The organism is Serratia proteamaculans (genome assembly GCF_946227095.1).
Taxonomy (GTDB): domain Bacteria; phylum Pseudomonadota; class Gammaproteobacteria; order Enterobacterales; family Enterobacteriaceae; genus Serratia; species Serratia proteamaculans_E.
Window position 1 is genome coordinate 430,142 of record NZ_CAMISV010000002.1, and the last position, 24,959, is coordinate 455,100.

Annotated in this window: 20 protein-coding genes; 9 read left to right on the top strand and 11 right to left on the bottom strand. The window is 55.4% G+C overall.

What is annotated here, in order from left to right:
* Positions 1 to 40: 40 nt before the first annotated feature.
* On the bottom strand, positions 41 to 931 hold the full coding sequence (locus OC597_RS05605) for a LysR family transcriptional regulator (RefSeq protein WP_262207978.1): 891 nt from the start codon (positions 929 to 931) through the stop codon (positions 41 to 43).
* A gap of 149 nt (positions 932 to 1,080) precedes the next feature.
* Between OC597_RS05605 and OC597_RS05610 the strand changes: the two genes are divergently transcribed.
* Positions 1,081 to 2,346, top strand: coding sequence for an MFS transporter (locus OC597_RS05610; protein WP_262208085.1), 1,266 nt, complete (start codon positions 1,081 to 1,083; stop codon positions 2,344 to 2,346).
* A 155-nt stretch (positions 2,347 to 2,501) separates the two neighbouring features.
* Positions 2,502 to 3,440, top strand: coding sequence for a DNA replication terminus site-binding protein (gene tus, locus OC597_RS05615; protein WP_262207979.1), 939 nt, complete (start codon positions 2,502 to 2,504; stop codon positions 3,438 to 3,440).
* A gap of 124 nt (positions 3,441 to 3,564) precedes the next feature.
* Here the strand turns inward: tus and fumC are convergent, their stop codons facing one another.
* The 3 genes from fumC to OC597_RS05630 all read right to left on the bottom strand — a co-directional run bounded on the left by fumC (position 3,565) and on the right by OC597_RS05630 (position 5,816).
* Positions 3,565 to 4,962, bottom strand: a complete 1,398-nt coding sequence (fumC, locus tag OC597_RS05620; protein WP_207977028.1) for a class II fumarate hydratase — start codon at positions 4,960 to 4,962, stop codon at positions 3,565 to 3,567.
* A 252-nt stretch (positions 4,963 to 5,214) separates the two neighbouring features.
* Entirely contained in the window at positions 5,215 to 5,553 is a 339-nt protein-coding gene (locus OC597_RS05625) for a hypothetical protein (protein WP_261254985.1), read from the bottom strand.
* A 23-nt stretch (positions 5,554 to 5,576) separates the two neighbouring features.
* Positions 5,577 to 5,816: a hypothetical protein gene (locus tag OC597_RS05630; RefSeq protein ID WP_262207980.1), complete on the bottom strand. Its 240-nt coding sequence runs from the start codon at positions 5,814 to 5,816 to the stop codon at positions 5,577 to 5,579.
* 201 nt (positions 5,817 to 6,017) lie between these two features.
* Between OC597_RS05630 and manA the strand changes: the two genes are divergently transcribed.
* Positions 6,018 to 7,196: a mannose-6-phosphate isomerase gene (manA, locus tag OC597_RS05635; protein ID WP_261254988.1), complete on the top strand. Its 1,179-nt coding sequence runs from the start codon at positions 6,018 to 6,020 to the stop codon at positions 7,194 to 7,196.
* Positions 7,197 to 7,337: 141 nt separating this feature from the next.
* Positions 7,338 to 8,867 carry a YdgA family protein gene (locus OC597_RS05640; RefSeq protein ID WP_261254989.1) on the top strand — a complete coding sequence of 510 codons (1,530 nt, stop codon included), beginning with the start codon at positions 7,338 to 7,340 and terminating at the stop codon, positions 8,865 to 8,867.
* Positions 8,868 to 8,912: 45 nt separating this feature from the next.
* Here the strand turns inward: OC597_RS05640 and OC597_RS05645 are convergent, their stop codons facing one another.
* Complete coding sequence (locus OC597_RS05645; RefSeq protein WP_261284480.1) at positions 8,913 to 10,070, bottom strand: serine hydrolase domain-containing protein; 1,158 nt, start codon at positions 10,068 to 10,070, stop codon at positions 8,913 to 8,915.
* Positions 10,071 to 10,172: 102 nt separating this feature from the next.
* Here OC597_RS05645 and OC597_RS05650 point away from each other — a divergent pair, with 102 nt between their 5' ends.
* On the top strand, positions 10,173 to 11,102 hold the full coding sequence (locus OC597_RS05650) for a LysR family transcriptional regulator (protein WP_261284479.1): 930 nt from the start codon (positions 10,173 to 10,175) through the stop codon (positions 11,100 to 11,102).
* Positions 11,103 to 11,111: 9 nt separating this feature from the next.
* On the opposite strand, the gene ampC is transcribed toward OC597_RS05650, so the two are convergent.
* Positions 11,112 to 12,254 carry a class C beta-lactamase gene (gene ampC, locus OC597_RS05655; protein WP_261284478.1) on the bottom strand — a complete coding sequence of 381 codons (1,143 nt, stop codon included), beginning with the start codon at positions 12,252 to 12,254 and terminating at the stop codon, positions 11,112 to 11,114.
* A gap of 192 nt (positions 12,255 to 12,446) precedes the next feature.
* Between ampC and OC597_RS05660 the strand changes: the two genes are divergently transcribed.
* Positions 12,447 to 13,340, top strand: a complete 894-nt coding sequence (locus OC597_RS05660; RefSeq protein ID WP_261284477.1) for a LysR family transcriptional regulator — start codon at positions 12,447 to 12,449, stop codon at positions 13,338 to 13,340.
* Positions 13,341 to 13,342: 2 nt separating this feature from the next.
* On the opposite strand, the gene OC597_RS05665 is transcribed toward OC597_RS05660, so the two are convergent.
* Positions 13,343 to 14,374 (bottom strand): Mal regulon transcriptional regulator MalI, encoded by a 1,032-nt coding sequence (locus tag OC597_RS05665; protein WP_261284476.1) that lies wholly within the window; start codon positions 14,372 to 14,374, stop codon positions 13,343 to 13,345.
* 225 nt (positions 14,375 to 14,599) lie between these two features.
* On the opposite strand from OC597_RS05665, the gene malX reads away from it, so the two are divergent.
* Positions 14,600 to 16,219 (top strand): maltose/glucose-specific PTS transporter subunit IIBC, encoded by a 1,620-nt coding sequence (gene malX / locus OC597_RS05670; protein WP_262207984.1) that lies wholly within the window; start codon positions 14,600 to 14,602, stop codon positions 16,217 to 16,219.
* Entirely contained in the window at positions 16,212 to 17,393 is a 1,182-nt protein-coding gene (locus OC597_RS05675) for a MalY/PatB family protein (RefSeq protein WP_262207985.1), read from the top strand. Before malX ends, OC597_RS05675 begins: the two co-directional genes overlap by 8 nt.
* Positions 17,394 to 17,434: 41 nt before the next feature.
* Here OC597_RS05675 and OC597_RS05680 read toward each other — a convergent pair whose 3' ends face one another.
* From OC597_RS05680 to OC597_RS05695, 4 genes are all read right to left on the bottom strand, one after another.
* Positions 17,435 to 18,184, bottom strand: coding sequence for a FadR/GntR family transcriptional regulator (locus OC597_RS05680; protein ID WP_262207986.1), 750 nt, complete (start codon positions 18,182 to 18,184; stop codon positions 17,435 to 17,437).
* A 260-nt stretch (positions 18,185 to 18,444) separates the two neighbouring features.
* Complete coding sequence (locus OC597_RS05685) at positions 18,445 to 19,617, bottom strand: UxaA family hydrolase (RefSeq protein WP_262207987.1); 1,173 nt, start codon at positions 19,615 to 19,617, stop codon at positions 18,445 to 18,447.
* Positions 19,618 to 19,628: 11 nt separating this feature from the next.
* Positions 19,629 to 19,970 (bottom strand): UxaA family hydrolase, encoded by a 342-nt coding sequence (locus OC597_RS05690; protein WP_262207988.1) that lies wholly within the window; start codon positions 19,968 to 19,970, stop codon positions 19,629 to 19,631.
* A 21-nt stretch (positions 19,971 to 19,991) separates the two neighbouring features.
* Positions 19,992 to 20,948, bottom strand: coding sequence for a 2-keto-3-deoxygluconate permease (locus OC597_RS05695; RefSeq protein WP_099061867.1), 957 nt, complete (start codon positions 20,946 to 20,948; stop codon positions 19,992 to 19,994).
* A 693-nt stretch (positions 20,949 to 21,641) separates the two neighbouring features.
* Between OC597_RS05695 and OC597_RS05700 the strand changes: the two genes are divergently transcribed.
* Entirely contained in the window at positions 21,642 to 24,929 is a 3,288-nt protein-coding gene (locus OC597_RS05700) for a hybrid sensor histidine kinase/response regulator (protein WP_262207990.1), read from the top strand.
* Positions 24,930 to 24,959: the final 30 nt, after the last annotated feature.

Here is a 24,959-nt window from a genome sequence, read left to right on the forward strand (position 1 = left end):
CTTTCACTGCGGATTGTGTTTTATTCACCCAGTTCAGCGTTCATGGCAACAGTAACGCCATCAAGGATTTGGCCGCAGCGGTCAGGGGGCGTTGACGATGATGTACCAGCCAAACTTCAGTCATCGCCTCTGGTTCCGCCAGCGGTAAATATTGCACACCGTCGATTTTAACCCGGGCAAAAGACGCCGGCAGAATCGAGATACCCAGCCCGGAAGACACCAGGCCAATGATGGTCATCGCCTCGCCCACCTCCTGAGTGATATAGGGGGTGATCCCCGCTTTGGCCAACAGCGACAAGATCTCGTCATGCAGCGCGGTGCCGACCTCGCGGGAGAAAAACACAAAGGGTTCCTCCGCCAGATGTTGGAAACGCAACGTGCCCGGCGCCACATGGGTTAGCGGGTGCCCTTCCGGTACCACCGCCACCAACGGCTCACACAGTAAAAGCTGATGCTTTAAGGCGTCCGGCAAGCGGGTATTGCGCATTACCCCCAGATCCAGACTGCCATTGAGTAAGGGTTCGATCTGCTGTTTGGTGTTCACTTCGCGCATTTTGATATGCACCTGAGGGTGCTGTTGACGAAAAGCCCGTAAACTGCGCGACACCACGCTGATAAAGGGAGCCGAAGAGGTGAAGCCTATGGTCAACTCACCCACTTCACCGCGTTCCAGTCGCGCCGCTTTCTCCGCCGCCCGACCGACCTGATCGAGCACCTGATAGGCCTCTTTGAGGAACATTTTCCCCGCCTGCGTCAGGCTGACATTGCGGTTGTTACGTGCCAGCAGGCGTGCACCGACCATTTCCTCCAGCGCCTGGATCTGCTGACTGAGGGGCGGTTGGGAGATCCGCAGGCGTTCCGCAGCGCGGCCAAAATGCAGCTCTTCTGCCACGGCAATGAAATAACGCAGGTGCCTCAATTCGATATTCATACTTTAAACGTCTTAATTTGAATTATTAATATATTAGACAAAAAACTGCCCTCTCCCTATGATTTTGTTAACCAAAGATGTGCTTGTTTAAATCAACCCAAGTTCGGTAAGGAAAGACTGTGACAACCCCTGTGCGTTCTGCGGCCAATATGCCGTCGACGCTGACCGCCAATGACGATGCGGCTGCTGCGCCAAAAACTCAACGTTCCACTCTTAACAAACTTCCCTACATCGAACGTGGAACGCCGCAGTTTATGCGCGTCACCCTGGCGTTGTTCTCTGCCGGGTTGGCCACTTTCGCCTTGTTGTATTGCGTGCAGCCGATCCTGCCGGTTTTGTCACAGGACTTCGGCATCTCTCCGGCGGAAAGTAGCCTGTCGCTGTCGGTGTCCACCGGGCTATTGGCGATTGGCCTGATGTTTACCGGCCCACTGTCCGACGCCATCGGCCGCAAATCGGTGATGGTGGTAGCGTTGCTGCTGGCGGCAATCTGCACCCTGATTTGCGCCTTTATGACCAGTTGGCAAGGTATTCTGCTGATGCGCGCGCTGATAGGGCTCTCGCTGAGCGGCGTCGCCGCCGTCGGCATGACTTACCTGAGCGAAGAGATCCATCCCAGCTTTGTCGCCTTTTCGATGGGGCTGTATATCAGCGGTAACTCCATCGGCGGCATGAGCGGTCGTCTGGTGACTGGGGTACTGACCGACTTCTTCTCCTGGCGGGTTTCGCTGGCGGTGATCGGCCTGTTCGCGCTGGCCGCGGCCTGCATGTTTTGGCGCATCTTGCCCGAATCAAAGCATTTTCGCGCCAGTTCGTTGCGCCCGCGTACCCTGCTGATTAACTTCCGGCTGCATTGGCACGACAAAGGCTTACCGCTGCTGTTTGCCGAAGGTTTTCTGCTGATGGGCAGCTTTGTCACCATGTTCAACTATATTGGCTACCGCCTGCTGGCAGATCCCTATCACCTCAGCCAGGCGATAGTGGGTTTGCTGTCAGTGGTGTATCTGACCGGCTCCTACAGCTCACCGAAAGCCGGTGCCATGACTTCCCGGTTTGGCCGCGGGCCGGTGCTGTTGGCATCTACCCTGATTATGTTGATCGGGATCCTGATTACCGCACTGTCACCGGTAGCGGTTATTTTTATCGGCATGATGCTGTTTACCGCCGGTTTCTTTGCCGCCCATTCGGTTGCCAGCAGCTGGATTGGTCGGCGTGCGCGCCGTGCCAAGGGTCAGGCCTCTTCGCTTTATCTGTTCTGCTACTACGTGGGCTCCAGCGTCGCCGGCACCCTCGGCGGCGTGTTCTGGCACAGCTTTGGCTGGAATGGCGTGGTGGCCTTTATCAGCGTGATGTTGTTGCTGGCCCTGTTGGTGGTGCATTACCTGAAGAAGCTGCCGGAAGCGGCTCGCGTTTAATCTCTGGCCCACCGCCGCCCCAATCGATGCCGGCGGTGGCCTTAATCCCTCTGTCAGGCCTGGACCGCTCGGTATCCCCACCCACACCGTTGCTAATGTTGCCCTTTCGTTTGTTGTTCTCTTATTGTATGTTGTAACTAAAACAGGAGCGAGTGATGGATAAATACGGTTTAATCAGCAGGATGAATACTTGCTTTAGCGAGCTGGAACAGGCGCTGGCAAGCCTCCACCAGCAGATCCTGCCGCTGCGCTTGCTGGCTGGGCGGGTGTTCAGCCTGCCCGAAATCGAGAAAGGTAAAGAGCACGATGCCGTGGCGCAGATTGCCGTCGAGCAACATCTGGGCCTGGCCGCGCGCGATCTGGCGCTGGAGCACTATCAGCGGCTGTTTATTCATCACAACAAGCACAACATCAGTAGCAAGGCGGCGGTGCGCCTGCCCGGTGTGATTTGCCTGGCGGTGGAAGGAATGGAATACCCTGAGTTGCAGCAGAAAATTGCCCTGATTAACCGGCTGAAGTCCGAGCTGGAGCAGATTATCACCGTCGACTCTGGCCTGGCGCCGGAGCAGCGTTTTGACTTCGTCCACACCCACCTGCATGGCCTGATCACCCTCAGCGCCTATCGTACCCTCACCGTTCTGACCAATCCGGATTCGGTGCGCTTCGGCTGGGCCAATAAGCACATCATCAAGAACGTGAAACGCGACGATATTCTGGCGCAATTGGAAAAGAGCCTGAAGGCCGGACGCGCAGTGCCACCCCATAATCGCGAACAATGGGCCGAACTGGTGAGCCGTGAGATCGATGACGTCAGCCGTCTGCCCCAGCAGGCGGTGCTAAAAATCAAACGACCGGTAAAAGTGCAACCCATCGCCCGGGTGTGGTATCAACCGCAGCAAAAGCAGGTGCAACACCCCTGCCCGCTGCCGCTGATTGCCCTGTGTCAGGTGGAAAACGGTGCCCAGGTGCCGAAGATTGGCGAATTGCTCAATTACGACGCCTCGGCGGTGAAACATAAATACAAACCGGACACCAGGCCACTGCGGCTGCTGGTCAAACGCTTGCATCTGTATACCGACGCTCCTACTCGCTGAGACTTTCATGGTAGAGGCGCTGCATACTGCGCCTTCGTACATAATCAATGGGCTAAATCGGGTCGAACATGGGTTCGACCCCTACAGGTTTAGCTCTTGCGCAGGTTCGTCAGAAGCATAAGGTTTACTTCTTCATGCTGCCGACCATGTCTTCCGGGCGCACCCACAGATCGAACTCTTCTTCGGTCAGGTAGCCCAACTTCAGCGCAGAGCCTTTCAGCGTCAGCCCTTCCTTGTGCGCTTTCTTGGCGATTTCTGCCGCTTTGTCATAACCGATGTGGGTATTCAGCGCGGTAACCAGCATCAAGGATTCATTCAGCAACTGGCTGATGCGGTCCCGGTTAGGCTCGATCCCCACCGCACAGTGCTCATTAAAGCCCTGCATACCGTCGGCCAGCAGGCGGATAGATTGCAGATAGTTGTGGATCACCATCGGGCGGAATACGTTCAACTCAAAGTTGCCGGAAGCCCCGCCGATATTCACCGCCACGTCGTTACCCAGCACCTGTGCGCACAGCATGGTCATCGCTTCGCACTGGGTTGGGTTGACCTTGCCCGGCATGATCGAGCTGCCCGGTTCGTTTTCCGGGATCGAGATTTCACCGATGCCGCAACGCGGGCCGGAGGACAACCAGCGCACGTCGTTGGCAATTTTCATTAACGACGCCGCCAGCCCTTTCAGCGCGCCGTGGCCGTGCACCAACGCATCACAGGTGGCCAGCGCTTCAAATTTGTTGGGGGCGGTGACGAACGGCTGTTTCGTCAGGTCAGCCAACGCCCTGGCAACGCGCACCGCGTATTCCGGATGGGTATTCAGCCCGGTGCCCACGGCAGTCCCGCCCAAGGCCAGTTCACAGATATGCGGAATACTGGCTTCAATGTGCTGCAGATTATGCGCCAGCATCGCCGCCCAGCCGGAAATCTCCTGGCCGAGGGTCAGCGGCGTTGCATCCTGCAGATGGGTGCGGCCAATTTTGACGATATCGCGGTAGGCTTCTGCTTTGTCGCTCAGGGTTTTATGCAGCACTTTCAGCTCGGGGATCAAATGCTCGCGCACCGCAATTACCGCGGCTACGTGCATCGCGGTCGGGAACACATCGTTGGAGCTTTGGCTCTTGTTGACGTCATCGTTCGGATGCACCCGTCGCTCTTCCCCCCGCACGCCACCCAACAGCTCACTGGCGCGATTGGCCAGCACTTCATTCATGTTCATGTTGGTCTGGGTACCGGAGCCGGTTTGCCAAATCGACAACGGGAATTCGTTGGTATGTTGATCCGCCAGCACTTCATCGGCAGCGCTGATGATGGCGTTGGCACGTTCGGCGGGCAGCAGGCCCAGATCCATATTCACGCTGGCCGCAGCGCGTTTGGTCAACGCCAGCGCATGGATCAGGGCGGTCGGCATCTTTTCGGAAGAGATGCGGAAGTGCTCCAGCGAACGCTGAGTTTGCGCCCCCCATAGCCGATCGGCCGGTACTTCAATCGGTCCCATAGAGTCTTTTTCAATACGAACGGCTGCCATCACGATCTCCTTAGTACAATTCCTAAAAATGTACGATTACGCCAACGAGCTCAAGCCCGCCGGCACACCCAACCAGTATAGTGACATAATAACTATTCGCATTAAGAGAGTTGCCTCACAGCATTTTTCCTCCATTGTCTGGCTTATTGTGCGGGCATTATTTTTTAGGTGACGTATTCCAGACATTCAAATAAATATCGGCAATAAAAAAGCGCCGTCTGGCGCTCTGATTATTTATTCTTAACCCACAAATTAAGGGTGGTGTTGATTATAGGCATTAATTCTTTGGTCCTGCAGGTGATTGATTTCATCGTAGGCGTCCTGACGCTCATTATGGCGATAAACCCCGGCACCGACTGCACCGGCAACGGCGGCGACAGGATGAGCAACCGGGGCAGCAGTCGCTACCACCGGTGCCGGTGCGACCACCACGGGCTGAGCCACCACCACGACCGGGCGTGGCGCTACGATCACCGGTCTGGGAACAACCACCACCGGCCGGGCAACGCCATAACCATAAGCATGGGTGACCACAACGGCCGCATTAGCACCGGAAGTGCACAGCATCAGAACCAGTAACAGTTTTTTCATCAGCGCCTCTAATTTAGCAAAATTTATTCAGTGGGTTTATTTGCCTGCACTGTATAGCGACGCTGCCCACTAAATTTAGCTAGTTGTGTGGTTGCCAATATAAACCCAATAATTATGATGAGAGATATATTCTGCCGGTAATAATTCACTTCAAAAAACACAATTTGAAATAGAAAGTGAGGAAACAGACCAAAATACCAACGCCAGCGTTTTCGCCGAAAAGTATATTTACCCGAAGAAAATAACGGTGTTTTTTTACCCACCCCACCGCCTTGCCAACCGACGTCCGAATTGTGACAGGGGTGGCTATCACGCTATACTTTGCCGGCCTTGCGGAACGCTACTTGTTTGATCGCGCCCCGCTTTTACGCCAAGGTTCGCGTGTAGGATAAGCCACACAAGGTTTTACTCACTGTCAGATACTGACCGTCGCCTCGACGGGAATGCAAAGGATGTTTATCAAGATGCAAAAAATGACCAACGCAGTGCAAAACTATGCATGGGGCAGTCACGACGCGTTAACCCAGCTGTATGGCATTGCTAACCCGCAAGGGCAGCCGATGGCCGAACTGTGGATGGGCGCGCATCCGAAAAGCAGCTCCCGCGTGGCCGGTGCCGACGGCACTTTGCGCTCGTTGCGCGATGTCATTGATGAAGATCAGCCTAAACAATTGGGTGCCGAGGTTGCCAGCCGCTTTGGCGAGTTGCCGTTCCTGTTCAAAGTGCTGTGTGCCGATCAGCCGCTGTCCATTCAGGTGCATCCAAGTAAATCCGCAGCTGAAACAGGCTTCGCCAAAGAAAATGCCGCCGGTATTCCGCTGGACGCCGCCGAGCGTAATTATAAAGATCCGAATCACAAACCGGAGCTGGTGTTCGCCCTGACGCCTTTCCTGGCGATGAACGGCTTCCGCGAACTGTCCGACATTGTTTCCCTGCTGCAGCCGATTGCCGGTGCCCATCATGATATCGCCGCATTCCTGCAACAGCCGGATGTCGGCCACCTTTCGTCCCTGTTTGCCAGCCTGCTGGCGATGAGTGGCGAACAGAAATCGCTGGCGCTTGGGGTACTGAAAGCCGCGCTGAATAATCAACAGGGCGAAACCTGGGACACCATCCGCTTTATCGCCGGTTTCTACCCGGAAGACAGCGGCCTGTTCTCACCGCTGCTGCTGAACGTGGTACAGCTCAAGCCGGGCGAAGCGATGTTTCTGTATGCCGAAACGCCGCATGCCTACCTGAAAGGCGTGGCGCTGGAAGTGATGGCCAACTCGGACAACGTGCTGCGCGCCGGTCTGACGCCAAAATTCATCGATATTCCAGAATTGCTGGCCAACCTGCAGTTCCGTCCACAACCGGCATCCGGCCTGCTGACCCAGCCGCAAAAGCGCGGTGACGAGCTGTTCTTCCCAATCCCGGTCGAAGATTTCGCCTTCTCACTGCATGACCTTTCCGCTGAACCACAGGCACTGGCGCAAAACAGCGCGGCCATTGTGTTCTGCGTTGACGGTGAAGCAGTGCTAACCAAACAGGAGCAGCAACTGGTGCTCAAACCGGGTGAATCCTGCTTTATCGGCGCGTTCGAATCACCGGTAAACGTCAGTGGCAGCGGTCGAATCGCTCGTGTTTATAACCTGTTGTCGTAAACACTCGGTAAATTTCCGCAAATTGGTTGCTGAAAGAGTGGCTTACCTTCACAATTAAACGCCTACGGGCGTTTTTTTATTGGCCCCAATTTGCCCATCCATCTGTTCGAGACAGATGGCTTAATAAGGATGAACAGAACTATGAAAAAATCGTTAGTCGCTGTTAGCGTCATTGTGGTTCTTGGCGCAGCATGGACCGGGGCTTCCTGGTACACCGGCAAACTGATCGAACAACGGATGGGTGAAGTGGTTGATAACGCCAACAGCCAACTGAAGGTCTATCTGCCGAAAGCCGGGGTTAAACTGGGTTATGAAAATTACCAGCGCGGTATTTTCAGCAGTAAAATTCGCTATGTGCTGCGCGCCGACGGCAGCGTCACCACCGACGAGGCTCCACTGAAAGCCGGTGATGAAGTGGCGTTTATGGAAACCATCGATCATGGTCCCTTCCCGTTTGCCCAGCTGAAAAAATTCAACCTGCTGCCAAGCATGGCGTCGGTGCATACCGAACTGGAAAACACCCCGGCGACCAAAGGCCTGTTTGATATCACCAAGGGCAAGTCGCTGTTCACCGCCGAATCCCGTATTTCCTACAGTGGCGATACCTCGTCCGCCATTGACGTGATCCCGCTGGAATACCAGAAAGACAAGTCAGCGCTGAAGTTCAGCGGTGCGACCATCAATGCCGATGTGTCACGCGATATGAAAGCCATCACCCTGGACGCCAGCAGCGACAGCGCAGTGATCAGCGGCCCGAACCAGTTTGGTCAAACCGAGCAGGTTCAGTTGCTGGGCGCTACGCTGAAGAGCCAGACCCATGCCGGTCAGTTCGATCTCAGCCTGGGTAACCAGAATATGGAACTGAAGCAGGTCAAGGTTGCCGTTGACGGTAAAGAGACCCTGACGCTGGACGGCTTCAAGCTGGCGAGCCAATTCGGTGAGAAAGACGCTAACCTGAACGGCCAAATCGATTACACCATGGACGCGCTGAAGATCCAGAACAGCGACTTCGGTTCCGGCAAGCTGTCGCTGAAAATCGACAAACTGGACGCCAAATCGCTGAAAGAGTTTGCTGACCGTTATAACCAGCAGGCAATGCAGATGCTGCAACAGGCGCAAACTATGGATCCTGTGGCCTACCAGCAGCAAACCACCGACATCCTGCTGCAGAACCTGCCGCTGCTGTTGAAGGGTAACCCAAGCATCAGCGTTGCACCGCTGAGCTGGAAAAACAGCAAGGGTGAAAGTACCTTTACCCTGAATCTGGACCTGACCGATCCTGCGCAGGCCGGTTCCCCAGCCGAATCACCGGATCAACTGATTGCCCGTTCAGTGAAAAAACTGGACGCCAATCTGAGCATTCCGGTGGCGATGGCAACTGAAACCACCTCCCAAACGGCGTTACTGCAGGGTTACAGCGCGGAAGAAGCACAGAAACTGGCCCAGCAGCAGGTGCAGGGTTTGGCTGCCATGGGGCAGATGTTCAAACTGACCACCTTGAAAGACGGGGTGATCGGCAGCAGCTTCCATTACGCTGACAATCAGGTTGATCTGAACGGCAACAAAATGTCGCTGCAAGAGTTCATTGGTACCTTTGGCCTGCTGGGTGCACCAGCAGCAGAAGGCGCACCGGCACAGGACGCCGTTCCTGCACCGGTACCAGCCCAGTAATTCTCAGCATCACAGCCTTGGGGCCCGCTTAGTCGGGCCCCTGTTTTATTCCTGGTTCCCGTACACCGCATCGCGGATCTGCTGCGGATACTGCCCGCTCATACCTTCAAACGCCGTATTGGTCAGCGCCACCACGCTTAATGCCGCCTGCGGATCGTAAAACCAACTGTGTCCATACACGCCGCCCCACTGCAGGGTGCCATTATGCTGTGGCGTCGCCGCCAATTCGGCATCCACCAGCACTGCGCCGCCAAAACCAAAGCCCCAGCCCGGTCCCTGGGTTTCGGCTTCAGCCCCAACATGTGGCTGACGCATCAGTTCCACGCTGGCCGGTTGTAAAATACCCTCGCCACCCCCGCGCAAAGTCTCGACCAGGCGCAACACGTCATCAGCATCGCCGACCATGCCAGCACCGCCAGAAGCATAAGCCAAAGGATCAAGCGCACGTGATGGCGACAGTGCGATATCAAAACCAAAACCTTCCGGCAGCGTCAGGTGCATGCCGTCGTGGATCGGTTCCGGCGGAACGGCGGTGTCGTGATAAGCCGTCGCCAGGTTGTCGGCGTCAGTGGTGGAAAAGCCGGTATTACCCAACCCCAAGGGTTCGGCAACCCAGTGTTTGAACAACTGTGGCAACAGCTCGCCAACCACCTGCTCCAGCACCGCCCCCAACACGTCGATCGCCAGTGAATAATGAAATTCACTGCCGGGTGCCACCAACAGCTCGGCCTGGGCCAACAGCCGCAAATTCTGCTCCAGCGTCAGTGATGACAACTCCATACCATCTTGAACACCCAATCGCTGATATTGCCCCTCTAACGGCTGATTAAAACGATAATCCAGCCCGGCGGTATGGCTGAGCAAATGACGGATTTTAATCTCTGGCTGGCGGCCATCGGCCAGCGCAGGCGTGAACCAGGGCAGCCAACGGCTAACGGCATCATCCAACCCCAGCTTTTGTTGTTCGACCATGCGCATCGCCGCCAGCGTGATGTAGGGCTTGGACACCGACGACAGCCGGAACTGGGTTTCACGTCGCATCGGCCGCTGTAGTTCTCGATCTGCGTAGCCGCTGGCCTCGGCGTAAATCACCTTACCTTGCTGTGCCACCAGCACCACGCTGCCGACGATGCGTTGCTCGGCAATCGCCTGACGGCTGACCGCTTGTACTCGTTCTGCTAATGACTGATTCGGTGTCGACATGATTTGATGCTCTCTGAGGGGGTATAAAATCAGTCTAAAGCGATTATTATAAAATTAAATACCCGGTTACTTAACGAATCATTAAGCAGGGATTACTGATAGATGAGCTCACTATTGCAATTACTGCCGTTTTTCGAAGCCGTCGCCCGGTTGGGCAGCTTTACCCAGGCAGCTAATCAGTTGGGTGTCACCCCACCGGCGGTGTCGCAAAACATTCAGGCATTGGAAACCCGGCTTGGCGTACGGCTGTTCAACCGTACCAGTCGGTCGGTGCGGCTAAGCGATGAGGGGCGTCTTTTTTACCAACGGGTGGCGCCCGCCATGGGGCAGATCGAGGTGGCCGCCGACGACGTTCGCACCCTGCACGGTCGCCCTTCCGGCCTGCTGCGCATTACCCTGCCGCAGTTGGCCGCCTCGCTGCTGGTGATGCCCTATCTGGCGGAGTTTCAGACGCGCTACCCCGAGGTACAGCTTGAGCTGTTTACCGACGACCACTTTTCAGATCTGGTGTTGGACAGTTTCGATGCCGGTATTCGCATGCGAGCCATGCTACAGAAAGACATGATTGCGGTGCCGATCGACCACGACCAGCGGCGGGTGATTATCGCTACACCCGACTATCTGACGCAGCACGGCACGCCACTGACGCCGCAGGCGCTGAGCGATCATAACTGCCTGCGTTACCGTTTCCCCGGCAGCGGCAAGTTTGAACCCTGGTATTTCAGGCAGGATGGCGGACAGCTCACGCTGGAAGTCAGCGGCAACCTGATATTTAACGAAGACCGACTGATTAAAGACGCCGCTTTGATGGGATTGGGCATTACCCAACGTTTTGCCAACACGGTGCAACGCGAGCTGAGCAGCGGGCAACTGGTGGAAATACTGACCGAGTACAGCGGCGATTTCCCTGGTTTTTTCATCTACTTTCCAGCCAGTCGGCATATGCCGCTCAAGCTGCGGGTATTCATTGATTTTATGCGGGAAAAACGGTCGCAACAGAGCCGCCCTCAGGACACCAGTGTGGCGCCCTGAGGTTCAGCGTTAAGGCTTAGGCTTATCCAACGCCTGCACGATCCGGTAACTGGCCGCGACCCGGTCGTCATTCGGGAACCATTTGTTGGCCAGCATCACCACGGCAATTTTTTGCGACGGAATAAATACCGCGTAGGTGGAGAACCCGCCGGTTGAGCCGGTTTTATTGAACCAGGCGGCCGTCTGCTGCTGTAACGGCGGCGTGATGGCAGTGGCCGGCGTGCCGTTCATGATCATCCCGGCGTTGTTGCCTTCCGTCAGCTTGGGTAATGCCACCGGATAAGCATAGCTTTCCCACATCAGATCCTGAGTAAAGACCCCCGCATGGAAATAACCGGTATGGGTCGCGGCCAGTGCCTTGCGCCACTTATCCCCCACCTTGGCCACCTGCATGTTGGCTTCCAGGTAACGGATCAGATCCTGAGCGTTGGATTTAATACCGTAGGCTTCTGCGTCCAGCGGGCCCGGTGTCACTCGCACCGGCTGATCTTTCTTATTGTAGCCCTGGGCATAATTATCCATCTGCCCGGCAGGCACATTAATGTAGCTGTGGTTCATGCCCAGCCCCGGCAGCAACTGCGTTTCCATCGCCTGAGCAAAGGGTTGGTTCAGGCTTTTGGCGGTGATCATCCCCAGCATGCCAACCCCCAGGTTGGAGTAAACCCGATAACTACCCGCGGCATGCGAAGGCTGCCAGTTTTTGTAATACGCCATCAATTGCGCATCGTTGGTCACCTGGTCCGGAACAAACAACGGCAACCCGGAAGTGTGCGTGGCCAGGTTCAGCAAGCTAACGTGGTCAAAAGCGCTGCCACGCAGCTCAGGCAGGTAATGACTGGCCGGTTCGGCGAACGACAATTTGCCCTCATTCTGCGCGTAAGCAGCCAGCGTGGCAGTGAAGGTTTTGCTCAATGAACCGATTTCAAACAAGGTCTGGTTGGTGATCGGCTTGCCGGTCTGTTTGGACGCCACACCATAGTGATAAAACTGCTGCTTGCCGTCCACCGACACGGCAATGGCCATGCCCGGCACGCCATATTTCTGCATCAGGGGTTGAATAATGGCGTCGATGTCGGCCTTATCGGCGGCATGGCCAGCCGGCAGGATCATTGCGGCCAGCAACGCGGCCGCCAAGCGATTTATTTTGGTCATGTGAAAGCTCTTGGGTTACAGGGTATCGGCCGATGGCAAAAGAATTTATTGCCATTCGACACGAGGATATCCTTGGGTAACGGTGTTATTCCTTTTCTGACTGCGTTAATTCCGCAACAGCTGGGCTAAATATCGGGGTTTCGCCTGAGGTTGACAAGCGATAAGAATTTCAGCCAGCATAAAGAAAAACTTATGGCTAACTTTATGCGTAACCGACTGCCGCTTAATGCCCTGCGGGCGTTTGAATCCTCCGCCCGTCACCTGAACTTTACCCGCGCCGGGCTGGAACTGAGCGTCACCCAGGCCGCCGTCAGCCAGCAGGTGCGGACACTCGAACAACAGTTGGGTATTCAGCTGTTCCGTCGTCTGCCGCGCGGGCTGGATCTGACCGAGGAGGGACAGGCGCTGCTGCCAATATTGACCGATGCTTTCGATCGCATTGAGTCGGTACTGCAACAGTTTGAAGGCGGGCATTTCCATGAGGTGTTGACGGTGGCGGTGGTCGGCACCTTTGCCGTCGGCTGGCTGATGCCCCGGCTGGCGGCGTTCAGAGAGTCACACCCGTTTATCGATCTGCGGGTGTTGACCAATAATAACCTGGTTAACCTGTCGGCCGACGGGATGGACTTCGCTATCCGTTTCGGTGAAGGCCGGTGGCCCGCGACCCACAATCTCAAACTGTTTGACGCCCCGCTGACGGTGCTGTGCCCACCGCAAGTGGCAGAGCAACTCCGCACGCCGCAGGATCTGCAACACCAACTGCTGATGCGCAGCTACCGTAAGGATGAGTGGGAGCGCTGGTTTGCCGCAGCTCAGGTGACACCGTGGCGGATTAACGGCCCGGTGTTCGACTCTTCCCGGCTGATGGTAGAAGGGGCGATCCACAGCGGTGGTGTGGCGCTGGCTCCGGCACGCATGTTTGCCCGTGAGCTGCGGGAAGGCCTGTTGCAGCGCCCCTTTAGCGCCGAAGCCGACCTTGGCGGCTACTGGCTGACCCACCTGAAATCACGCGATATGACGCCAGCGATGAAAGTGTTTGTCAGTTGGATCCAGCAGCAGGTCAAAGATGAGCAGCAAGCAGATTGAGATCAGGCCGAGCCACGTTTGATTAACAATGGCGGCAGAATCACGTTTTGCGGCGGTAAGTCGGCGTCGGCGATCCGCTGTAGCAAACGTGAGGCGGCGCTGTGCCCCACTTCACGCGCCGAGCTGGAAACCAGCGTCAGCGGCGGCTCGGTCAGTTCGGCCTCAGGCACATCGCCAAAACCAATCAGCGCCACCTGCTGACCGTAGTAGGTGTCGACGCCTTCCGAACCGATACTGCGCCCGCTGCGCACAATACCAAAGTAGGCACCCAAAGCCACCGACGCCTTATGGCAGACCAGCGCGCTGATGTTCGGGTGTTGCCGCAGCAGGTTTTCTGCTGCTTCTGCCGCCGCCCGCTGATGGCAGTCACACTCGACAATCCAGTCGGAGCGGAAAGGCAGGCCATACTGCACCAGCGTGGCACAAAAGCCCCCCAGCCGTTCGGCTCGGGTTAAAGAACTGCTTTGCCCGCCCAGATAGGCGATTTGGCTATGGCCGCGCTTGATCAGAAATTCGGTGGCCATCTTGGCGGCCTGCATATTGTCCGGCCGCACCACATCGACCCCTTCCAGGCCATTCGAGCGTGCAGCGCACACCAATGGCACGCCCTGCTCTGTGGCCTTCTCCTTCAGCCCCTCGGCCGAGCGTATGCCGCCCGCCAGCACCATGCCGTCAACCCCATGCTCCAGCAGCGTATCAAAACAGCGCATCAGCCCCTTACCGTCGCGACCGCTTTGGGTCAGGAACAACACTTTGCCATGCGCCTCCAGCACCTCGCTCAGCCCGGCGGTCATTTCCGCATAAAACGGCTCGCAGATATCACGCAGGATCAGGCCAATCACGCCCGACGCCCCACCGCGCAGCGTCGCCGCCTGACGGTTGCGTACGTAGCCCAGACGTTCAATGGCGTGGTTCACCCGCGCCACGGTGGTGGGTGAAATACGCCCTTTGCCACTCAGCACCAGCGAAACGGTGGTGACCGAAACGCCGGCCTGCTGCGCGACATCGGTAATGGTGATCTTTTTGATGGTCATGACCTCTGCGAGCCCGATCCTGGGCATTCTGCATCTTGCAGCAAATGGTATACCGAATCTGTTTGGTCAGTAAAACGTTTTACTGGTCTCGTCATTGTCACCGCAAAGTGCGCGTCGGAATTGTGATTAGTGGCGCATTTTTAGTAGGTAAAACGTTTTATCTTATTTTTACCTAACAGGGGTACACACCACTTTCGCACGTTTTTCCGCCAGGAGCCGCCGGTTATGCCAGCACCTAAAAAACAAAAAATCACGCTCTGGGAGTTTTTCCAGAGCCTGGGCAAAACATTTATGTTGCCCGTCGCCCTGCTGTCGTTCTGCGGCATCATGCTGGGTATCGGCAGTTCACTGAGCAGCCGAGATGTCATCACCCTGCTGCCGTTTATCGGCCACCCTGCCTTCCAGTTGCTGTTCACCTGGATGAGCAAGATCGGTTCCTTTGCCTTTAGCTTCCTGCCGGTGATGTTCGCCATTGCCATTCCGCTGGGCATGGCGCGTGAAAACAAGGGCGTCGCCGCGTTCTCCGGCTTTGTCGGCTTTGCGGTACTGAACCTGGCCACCAACTTCTACCTGACCACCACCGGCATTTTACCCACCACCGATCCGCTGGTGCTGAAAGCCAACAACATCCAAAATATCCTCGGGATTCAATCGATTGATACCGGTATTCTGGGTGCAGTGATCGTCGGTATTATCGTTTATAAATTGCACGAGCGTTTTCACACCATCCGTCTGCCGGATGCACTGGCGTTCTTCGGTGGCACCCGCTTTGTGCCGATCGTCACCACCGTGGTACTGGGTCTGTGTGGCCTGGTGATCCCATTGATTTGGCCCTGGTTTGCCGCCGGTATCACCGGGCTGGGCTGGGTGATCAACAGCGCCGGTGCCTTTGGGCCGATGCTGTTTGGTACCGGTGAACGTCTGCTGTTACCCTTCGGCTTGCAGCATATTCTGGTGGCGCTGATCCGCTTTACCGAAGCGGGTGGCACGCTGGACGTCTGCGGTCATACCGTGAGTGGCGCACTGACCATCTTCCAGGCTCAGCTTTCCTGCCCAACCACCACCGGCTTTGCCGAAAGCGCCACCCGCTTCCTGTCACAGGGCAAGATGCCGGCCTTCCTGGGTGGTCTGCCGGGCGCGGCGTTAGCCATGTATCACTGTGCCAAGCCGGAAAACCGCCATAAAATTAAAGGCCTGTTGATCTCCGGCGTAGTGGCCTGCGTGGTCGGCGGCACCACCGAACCGATCGAGTTCCTGTTCCTGTTTGTCGCGCCGTTCCTGTATCTTATTCACGCGGTTCTTACCGGGCTGGGCTTCACCGTGATGGCGCTGCTGGGCGTGACCATCGGCAACACCGACGGCAATATCATCGACTTCGTGGTATTCGGCATTCTGCACGGTACCGCCACCAAGTGGTATCTGGTGCCGATCGTCGCCGGCATCTGGTTCGCCGCCTACTACGCCATTTTCCGCTTCTCCATTCAGCGCTTTAATATCAAAACGCCGGGCCGCGAAAGCGAAACCACCGCCAGCCAGAGCGCACCCGTTGGCTCGGTCGGCAAATCCGGCTATAACGTTCCGGCCATTCTGGCGGCGCTGGGTGGCAGTGAGAATATTGTTTCTTTGGATAACTGCATCACTCGCCTGCGCCTGTCGGTCGATGACATGAGCAAAGTGGATGACGCGGCGCTGAAGGCCAATCGCGCCATTGGCGTGGTGCACCTCAATGAGCACAACCTGCAGGTAGTGATCGGCCCGCAGGTGCAATCGGTGAAAGATGAATTAGACTCACTGATAGCGGCAGCGCTTCCTGCTGCGGCCCTGCAGGGAGCGTCAAATGTTTGATTTTTCCACCCCGGTCGATCGGCACGGTACCTGGTGCACGCAATGGGATTACATCGCTGACCGTTTTGGCCACGATGACCTGCTGCCGTTCACCATTTCCGATATGGATTTCGCCACCGCGCCCTGCATTCTCGAGGCGCTGCAACAGCGCCTGCAGCATGGTGTGCTGGGCTACAGCCGCTGGCAGCATGAGGATTTTCTCGGCGCGGTGCGCCACTGGTATCAGCAGCGCTTCAATACCCCCATCGACACCCATATGGCGGTCTATGGCCCGTCAGTGATTTACATGGTGGCGCAATTGATTCGCCTGTGGTCGGCACCGGGTGAATACGTCGTCACCCACACCCCGGCCTATGACGCTTTTTATAAGGTGATCCTCGGTAATCAGCGCCAACTGCTGGCCTGCCCGTTGCACAAGGACGCTAACGACTGGCAGTGCGATATGGCCCACCTGGAGGCGTTACTGGCACGGCCGCAAACCAAAATTCTGCTGCTGTGCAGCCCGCACAACCCAACCGGCAAAGTATGGCGTACGGAAGAACTGCAGCAAATGGCCGAACTGTGCGAACGCCATGACGTGCGGGTGATCAGCGATGAGATCCATATGGATATGGTCTGGGGCGAGCAACGTCATACGCCCTGGAGCCAGGTTGCCACCACGCCCTGGGCACTGCTGACCTCAGGTTCCAAAACTTTCAATATCCCGGCGTTGACCGGGGCCTACGGGTTTATCAGCGATGATGCCGCGCGTGAAGCCTACACTCAGCAACTTAAGGCCCGCGACGGGTTGTCTTCCCCGGCGGTGCTGGCGGTTGTCGCGCATATTGCCGCTTATCGCCACGGCGAACCCTGGCTGGACGCACTGCGCGACTACCTGCAGGACAACCTGACCTACGTTGCCGAGCGGTTGAATCAAGCGTTCCCGGCACTGAATTGGCAACCGCCGCAGGCCACTTACCTGGCCTGGATCGATCTGCGCCCGCTGGGCATTGACGACCGTCAGTTACAACAGGTGCTGATCGAGCGGGAGAAGGTTGCCATCATGCCGGGCTTCACCTACGGCGAAGAAGGCCGTGGCTTCCTGCGGCTAAACGTCGGCTGCCCGCGCAGCAAGGTTGAGGCCGGTATGGACAAGCTGATTAACGGACTGAAAGCCGTCTCAGAGGAAAGATAAGATTGTGGCTCCTCGCTGACAGGCAGAGGAGCCGGTATTTTTTAAGGGATCGTCGGTTGTGAAGCGGACAGCGTCGAATGCAGGAAGGTCAGGTGTTCGCAGGCCAGCGCCTGGGCCCGTTCTGCATCGCCGGCGATGATCGCCTGCAGAAGCTGTTGGTGATGTCGATCGGTCTCATCCCAGTTCTGCTTATCACGGCGGATCGTATCGGCCGCATCCAGCACCGAGTCCTGCAACACCGAGTAAAAACCACTCATCACGCTCAACATCGCCTGATTATGGGCCGCCTCAATAATGCCCAGATGGAACTTTGCATCCGCCCTCGCGGCCTCCTGCAGCGTTCCTTGCGTATAAGCCCACGCCAGTTCCTGATAGAGCTGACGCAAATGCTGATGCTCTTGTGGCGTACTGCGCTTGGCGGCATAGAACGCGGCGGCCCCCTCCAGCAAACGGCGAAATTCCAGGATATCCAGCCGTACCTGAGGATTGGAAATCAATAAGTTGCTCAGAGGAGAGGCGAAGGCATCTTCAAACATGTCGGCCACCTGCAGACCATTACCCTGCCCGCCGGTCAACAACCCTTCGGCCTGCAGCTTGGTCAGCGCTTCACGGATAGGTGGACGGGAAACGCCCAGTTGATCTTCCAGCTCGCGCTGAACCGGCAGCCATTCACCCGGCTTAATCCGACCGCTGACGATAGCCTCCTTGAGCGCTTCATAAACCAGCATGGCTAACGTGGCGCCTCGTTGCCGGTCGCTACGTTGGATCGGGGTAAATAACTGTGCTGACATCATGTCGCTCCTGTTTTTATCTATTAATTATCATACATCACGGCAGGAGCCACAAGCACGGGGCCATTGGCGGGAAGGCAGATTTAACGACCGGCAACCAGAATAAAATAATAATTGATTAACAGTAATGTAAAAATTAGCGTCATATACAAATGTAATTTTAACATGAGTCACCCAGCGTCAGAGTTTGGGCCTGATGATTTAAAAAGCCCCACGCCGAACGGATATAGCGTGGGGAGAACCTGAATGGCAGGCAGGGATTAAATTTTAGGCCCGTAAGTATGTATATCCATGGTGCGGTTGTAGTTGATGGCTTCTGATTTGGTTAGCTCACCCGACAATACCCGCATGAATGCCGTCAGGGTTTCTTCTGTCACCTGCTCAATCGACTTGTTGCCCAGAATGATCTGCCCGGCGTCAATATCCATATCGTGAGAAAGTTGCTGATAAGTCCGTGGGTTACCGCAAATTTTCAGCACCGGGACAATTGGGAAGCCCTGTGGCGCGCCGCGCCCGGTAGAAAACACGATGCCCTGCGCACCGCCGGCAGCAATACCGGTCAGGATCTCCGGCTCAAACCCCGGCGAGTCTTTAATCCACAGCCCCTTGCCCGGGACCCCATCGGCGTAATCCAACACCCCTTCAATAGTGCGCGAGCCCGACTTATTGATCGCCCCCAAGGATTTTTCCTCAATGGTGGATAACCCTCCGGCAATGTTGCCCGGCGTTGGCTGACCGTTACGCATGTCCACCCCAACCGCCATCGCCCTTTTCTCCATGGCGTCGACGATTTTATAGATGCGTTGCCCCACTTCTGGCATACGGCCACGGCGGGCAAGAATATGCTCGGCCCCCATAAATTCGGTCGTTTCGCCAAACAACACCGTGCCGCAGGCATCCACGATGCTGTCTGACATCTGGCCGATGACCATGTTGGACGACAGTCCGGAGGTGGTGTCGGAAGAACCGCATTTGATGCCCATCACCAAATCCTCCAGGCCAGCCTCACTGCGCTGCTGGGCCGAAATGGCAATCGCCATCTTCTGCACCAAATCAATACCCTGCTGGATAGCGCGACTGGTGCCCCCCAGTTCCTGCATCACGATTTTTTCTACCGGGCGGCCGGTAGAGGCAATCTGCGCCACGATCTCATCGGCGTTAGAACCTTCACAACCGAGGCTGATCACCAGTGCTGCACCGACGTTGGGATGGGAACCCAGACGGCCCAGGGTCTCGGTCACCAGGCTCAGATCGGGCATCAATTGACAGCAGCCGCAGTGGTGCAGCAAGGCTTTCGACATTTGGGTGTTATACACAATGGCTTGAGCAATTTCGGTGACGCAGACGGTCGCAGGAATAATCGCTACGATATTGCGTGAACCTACCTGACCATTCTCCCGGCGGTAGCCAAACCATTTAAATGAATTATTCATTATAATATCTCCTAATAACGGGAAGCGCGGGTGTGAATAACCTGACCGCCATGATTAATATCACCGCGACCGTACTGGCTTTCCAGATTATGGGTGTGCACATAGTCACCGATAACTATACCTTTAGTGGCTATCCCCAGACTTTCCCCGTATTTCAGCACTTCATCACCCACATTTAATTTCGCAACGGCGATCTTGTGACCGAAAGGAATATCCGCACCCGCGGTAATCTGTTGGGTATTACCAGATTTATCTTTTACTGTAATAACATCACCGTTATGTACATCTTCCAATACGGTGGCAACGCTATCACAAGGCATAATTTTTAATGCCAAAACCTTTGACTGTGACATTTTCAACCTCGTTTGAAGTAATTACTGATATTGTTTGGCCGTCTGACGCGCCGAGCGTTTAGCCAGCAGCGAGACCACCAAAGGACATAGAATGGCGGTGACTATCACCGCGGACGAAATTTGGGCCGCCGCTACCGCCGCCAAATGTGTAAAACCGGGAGCCACCTGAGCTACCACGGCAGGAAAGGCAACCGACAACCCCGCAGTCGTCCCAATGGCAGCGCCAATGGCCGGCTTGGTGTCGCGAAAGAACAAACGATAACCCAGGAACCCCAACCCGCCGGTGACTACCAGCGTAATCAACCCCAAAACGATGCCTTGCACGCCCGCTGCCACCAACTGGTGAAAGTTAAGATTCATCCCCAGTGACCAGGCGAAGAACGGCACCAGGAAGTTCTGCCCTTTGGTCAGCATCTCTTTCCAGTCATCATCCAGGTTGCCGAGTACGAAACCGACAATCATCGGGAAGATCACGGCAAACAATGCGCTATAAGGCACGCTGATCAAGCCGGAAGCCCCCAGCGCAATCAGCGTAAAGAATGGGCTACAGCCAAGCAGTACCGGAGCCAACGCGCCGACATCAGTGTTATCGCCAAACTCACCGGCCAGGCCTCCGAACAGTCCTCCGTTAATCGCCGTCATGGCGGGAATTAACGCCAAGGGTGAAATACCCAGCAGGCCTTTTACGCCGTAGAAGTGCGCCACAATTAGCCCAATGACGATGCCGGACACCACTTTAGCCACAAAGAGTACCGCCCCTTTCTCCAGCGGACGCCCTACCTTGCGTACGTTGATGCCGGCGGCGGCGCACAGCAAATACAGGGCAATCAGCGGTGAGGAACCAAACACGAACAGCTGTTCGGTAAAGCCGCCAATGCGTAATGCATGCGGGTAAAAGGTGTTCAGCAGCGCAGCCAGCAATAATGGGATCACCATCATACCCCCGGGGAAACGCTGCATGGTTTTCATAATCTTCATTGGAACCTCATAGTGTCAGCCTGCTTATTCAGGAGTGATAGAGGCTGGCGATGCGGCGCGGTGCGTTGTGCTTGCCTCATGGAATTCCATGGTATACCAAGTTATACCAACAACTTTGATCTGCATCATGGTTGCAGTGCGAAAGGGCTAACAGGATGGCCGCACGGGGGGGGAACATGAGGGCGTAAAGCAGAAGCTCAGAAAATCAGGCTAAAAAAAACCGCCAACGACGGCGGTAAAGGGGGGTAAAACGAGGCAATATCAAAACTCAGTCCTGCCGCATCACGCCAGATAAATAATATATTGCACCATACTGGTAACGGTGATCACCGCCAGCATGACCGCAGCAATAACGATAAACATGTCTAATTTATTCATTGTATTAATCGCTCAATCACCTTCACCGAACATTTCACACTGTAAATATCACGTTCGGATGGCTAAGAATGACGATCACCATCGCCCAGAATAAACTGCAAAAAACCAAAACCAGCTTAAATATATTAATTCTTAGTATTTTTATTATTAGCCTTTCTTTATAATGATTCCACATTACATCCTCCTTGGCGGTAACGGCACCGTTCCTTATTGCTCTGGATGTAGACTATCACTACTTTTATTCTATAATATATAGTATTTCTCTTTTTTGCAGTGTAAGATTATTCTTATCCGCAGTCGTATTTAAGGTATGCAATGAAAGCCAACAGTATGGAAAACTCTTACAATTATTATAAAAGAGTATTACTTCTGAGTGCGACACTATTATCCATCAGTTTGATATTCGCCACCGCGTTGGGTAGCTACAACCATTTCGAGTCGTTTATTGCCAAACAGGCCAACCGTCTGCAGACCGAACGCGACTATGTGGAGATCAGAACCGATCAATTCACCACCCGCCTTAAAATGTTCGCCAATTTGCATGAAGAAACCGAAGCCATGCATTTTCACGATCGCAGCCAATACAGCTCGTTTTTAGCCGATCTGCGTCGCCATAACGGCGTGTTGCTCGGTTCACCACTGACCGCTGACCTGCCCTATATCTTTTTGCAGGCACCCACGGACAATAACAGCGCCGAGGCGTTACGCACCGACACCCTGAGCCTGTTGCAAGACTTCACCCCGGCGGTGGCCATCCGCACCCGTGAGTTAGGCAGAACCCTCGACAACTTTATCTATACTCGTGACGGTCAATTTTTGGCGTTTTTATCCCCGGATGACAGCGAAATCAGGCATGTGCTGCAGTCATACCCGATTGCCGAAATTATTCAGTCACAGATCCAACCCACAGAGGCGGCACTACAAAAATACGATCTGAGCTACCTAAAAAAACATCGGGTCTTTTGGGTAGCCCCTCATCGGGAAGCCCTGACCGGCAAATTGGCCACCTACTATGGGGTGCCGATATTCACCGACGGCCAGATCAACGAGGTGATTGTAGTCCGGGTGACCTCTGCCAATTTTAACTATTTTTTCACCGCCGCCGACCGGCCGAAAGGCTTTTTTGTGGCGTCAAAAGACCGCAAAATCGTCTTCGGCCTGGATGACGGTTCCTTCAAAGGCGCGGAACTGGACTGGATCAACCATTTCAAGGCGGCGAAAACCTTCCAACTGCCCGGCCGCGGTGAAGTCAAACTGGGTCGTGACGGCGGTGTATTTTATCTCTCGCAACTGGTGAATAACGGTGAATGGCTGGCGGTATATACCTTCGATTGGCGGATCGTCGCCAAAGCGCTCTACCCTAACTGTATACCGCTGTTCCTGCTCACGCTGTTTATCATCAGCCTGATTTGGTGGTCGATCACCTTCTTCGATAAAAAGGTGCTGATCCCCTTTTACCGTAAATCCGCCGCCCTGTATGAAAGCGAAGTCTTCAACCGCACCGTGGTCTCTACTGCACCGGTGGGCCTGTCGGTGATAGGTCTGCAGGACCGACGCATTATTTTCGAGAATGATATTGCCGCTGAATTACTGGATCAGACACAAATTGACCACCTGAGATTTTATCAGGATGTATTGGAAGAACATGCGATCACCCTCTCCCAGCATGAGCGGGTTTCCTTCGAAAAGGCCATCGCTCGCCAGCCGGGCACCCCACCGCTGGAGCTTGACCTGACGGTGGCGCAAACCCGTTATCTTAACCATGACGTACTGCTGTTCTCACTGCTGGATATCAGTAAGCGCAAAGAGACCGAACGGCTGTTGATTGACGCCAAAACCGCCGCCAACCAGGCCAATAATGCCAAAACCATGTTTGTGGCCAACGTCAGCCATGAGATCCGGACACCCTTGCACGGCGCACTGGGCAACCTGGAGCTGCTGGGGCTGGAAGTCACCGATGCCCCCGCCAGGGCGCGCATCAGTACCATTAATCGTTCACTGAACTCCCTGTTGAACATCGTCAACAAAATTCTGGATTTGACACGCATCGAAGCCGAAGAGTTACACGTGCATAATCAGCCATTCGACCTGATTGAAACTATCGAGCAATGTGCGCAAACCTATGCCCCACTGATCGCCAAGAAAGGCATGCGTTTCTACTTTATTCTAGAATTCGTGCCAGAAACGCTGATGTACGGCGACAGTCAGCGTATCAGCCAGATCGTTATCAACCTGCTGAGCAACGCCTATAAGTTCACCGAACACGGAGTGATCATTGTGCGAATCAAACGGCCGAACGAGGGTCAGATTTGCATTGAAGTGGCCGACTCAGGCTGCGGTATTCCGCCGACGCTACAAAAAGATATTTATCAGCCCTTCGTACAAAACCTGGCCGGTGACCATCTGTATACCGAAGGGACCGGGTTGGGCCTTTCATTGTGCAAACATCTGGCGGAGTTGCTGGGCGGCAGCATTGAACTGGAAAGTGAGATGGAGATCGGCTCCATTTTCTCCGTACATATTCCCCTGCAAAACACCGATATCCCGGTGCCCCGATTGGCAATGTTCAACCAGCTGCAAGATCAGGCCGTAACGCTGTACTGTGATAATCCGGACTGGCGAAAAACCCTGCGCCTGCTGATGGGGTGTTATGGCATGCGCGTCCAGACGCTCGACTCGCTAACAGCCCTGGAAAACGGTGATAAACCGCAGGTCTTGGTTTGCGCGACCAGCTTCCCGGGTTTCCTGTTGCCGCCTGACATCATCGAGGGCTGCCGGCAGGTGGTCAATATCTCGCCTGACGGCCCACTGTCGTTGCAGCGAGAAGGACGTTTGATCCGCGTTGGCGCTTTCTCGGTGTTTGAAATTCTCAACGCACTGGCCTCCTGCTTTGGCATCACGCCGGACATTAGCCCGATCTGCGAACAGGAAGTGCTGAGCGACTACCAGGCGCTGGCGATCCTGGTGGCCGAGGACGACCCGGTGAATCGGATGCTGATCCGCCAACAACTTTCCGTACTCGGGCTGAACAACACCCGCTACGTGGAGAACGGTCAGGAGGCCTATGCCTTGTGCCAACATCAACCATTTGACCTGCTGATTACCGATCTTCATATGCCCTTGATGGGAGGTGAGGAATTGCTGGCTCGGTTGCGTGCCGAGGGTCAGCGCATGCCGGTGGTAGTCACCACCGCCTCATTAATCAAACAGGGTGAGTTTGACGCGGTGTTGCATAAACCCGTGGGGCTGGAACAATTGAAAAGCGCCCTGACCTCGCTATTGAGTCACCTGTCACTGCCCACTGAGCCGCAGCAAAAAACGTTATCCATTACCGATGACATGATCCGCGCAGAATTCCTCAGGGGCTGGGATGAAGACCGGCAGCAAATTGAACAGGCCATCACCGCCGGAGATATCACCGCACTGCGTGATACGCTGCATCGGCTGAAGGGGGCACTGCTGATCCTCGGCCTGCATACCGAAGCCGAACAGTGTCAGGCATTACACCATGACTGTTCTACCCTCAGTAGCGCACAAATGCAGACAGGTTGGGAGACGTTAAGCGAGAAGATTGAACGCCAGGCTTCGCCGTGGCGCTGTTAGCGCAAACCGAGGATGGCAAGGACAAGACTA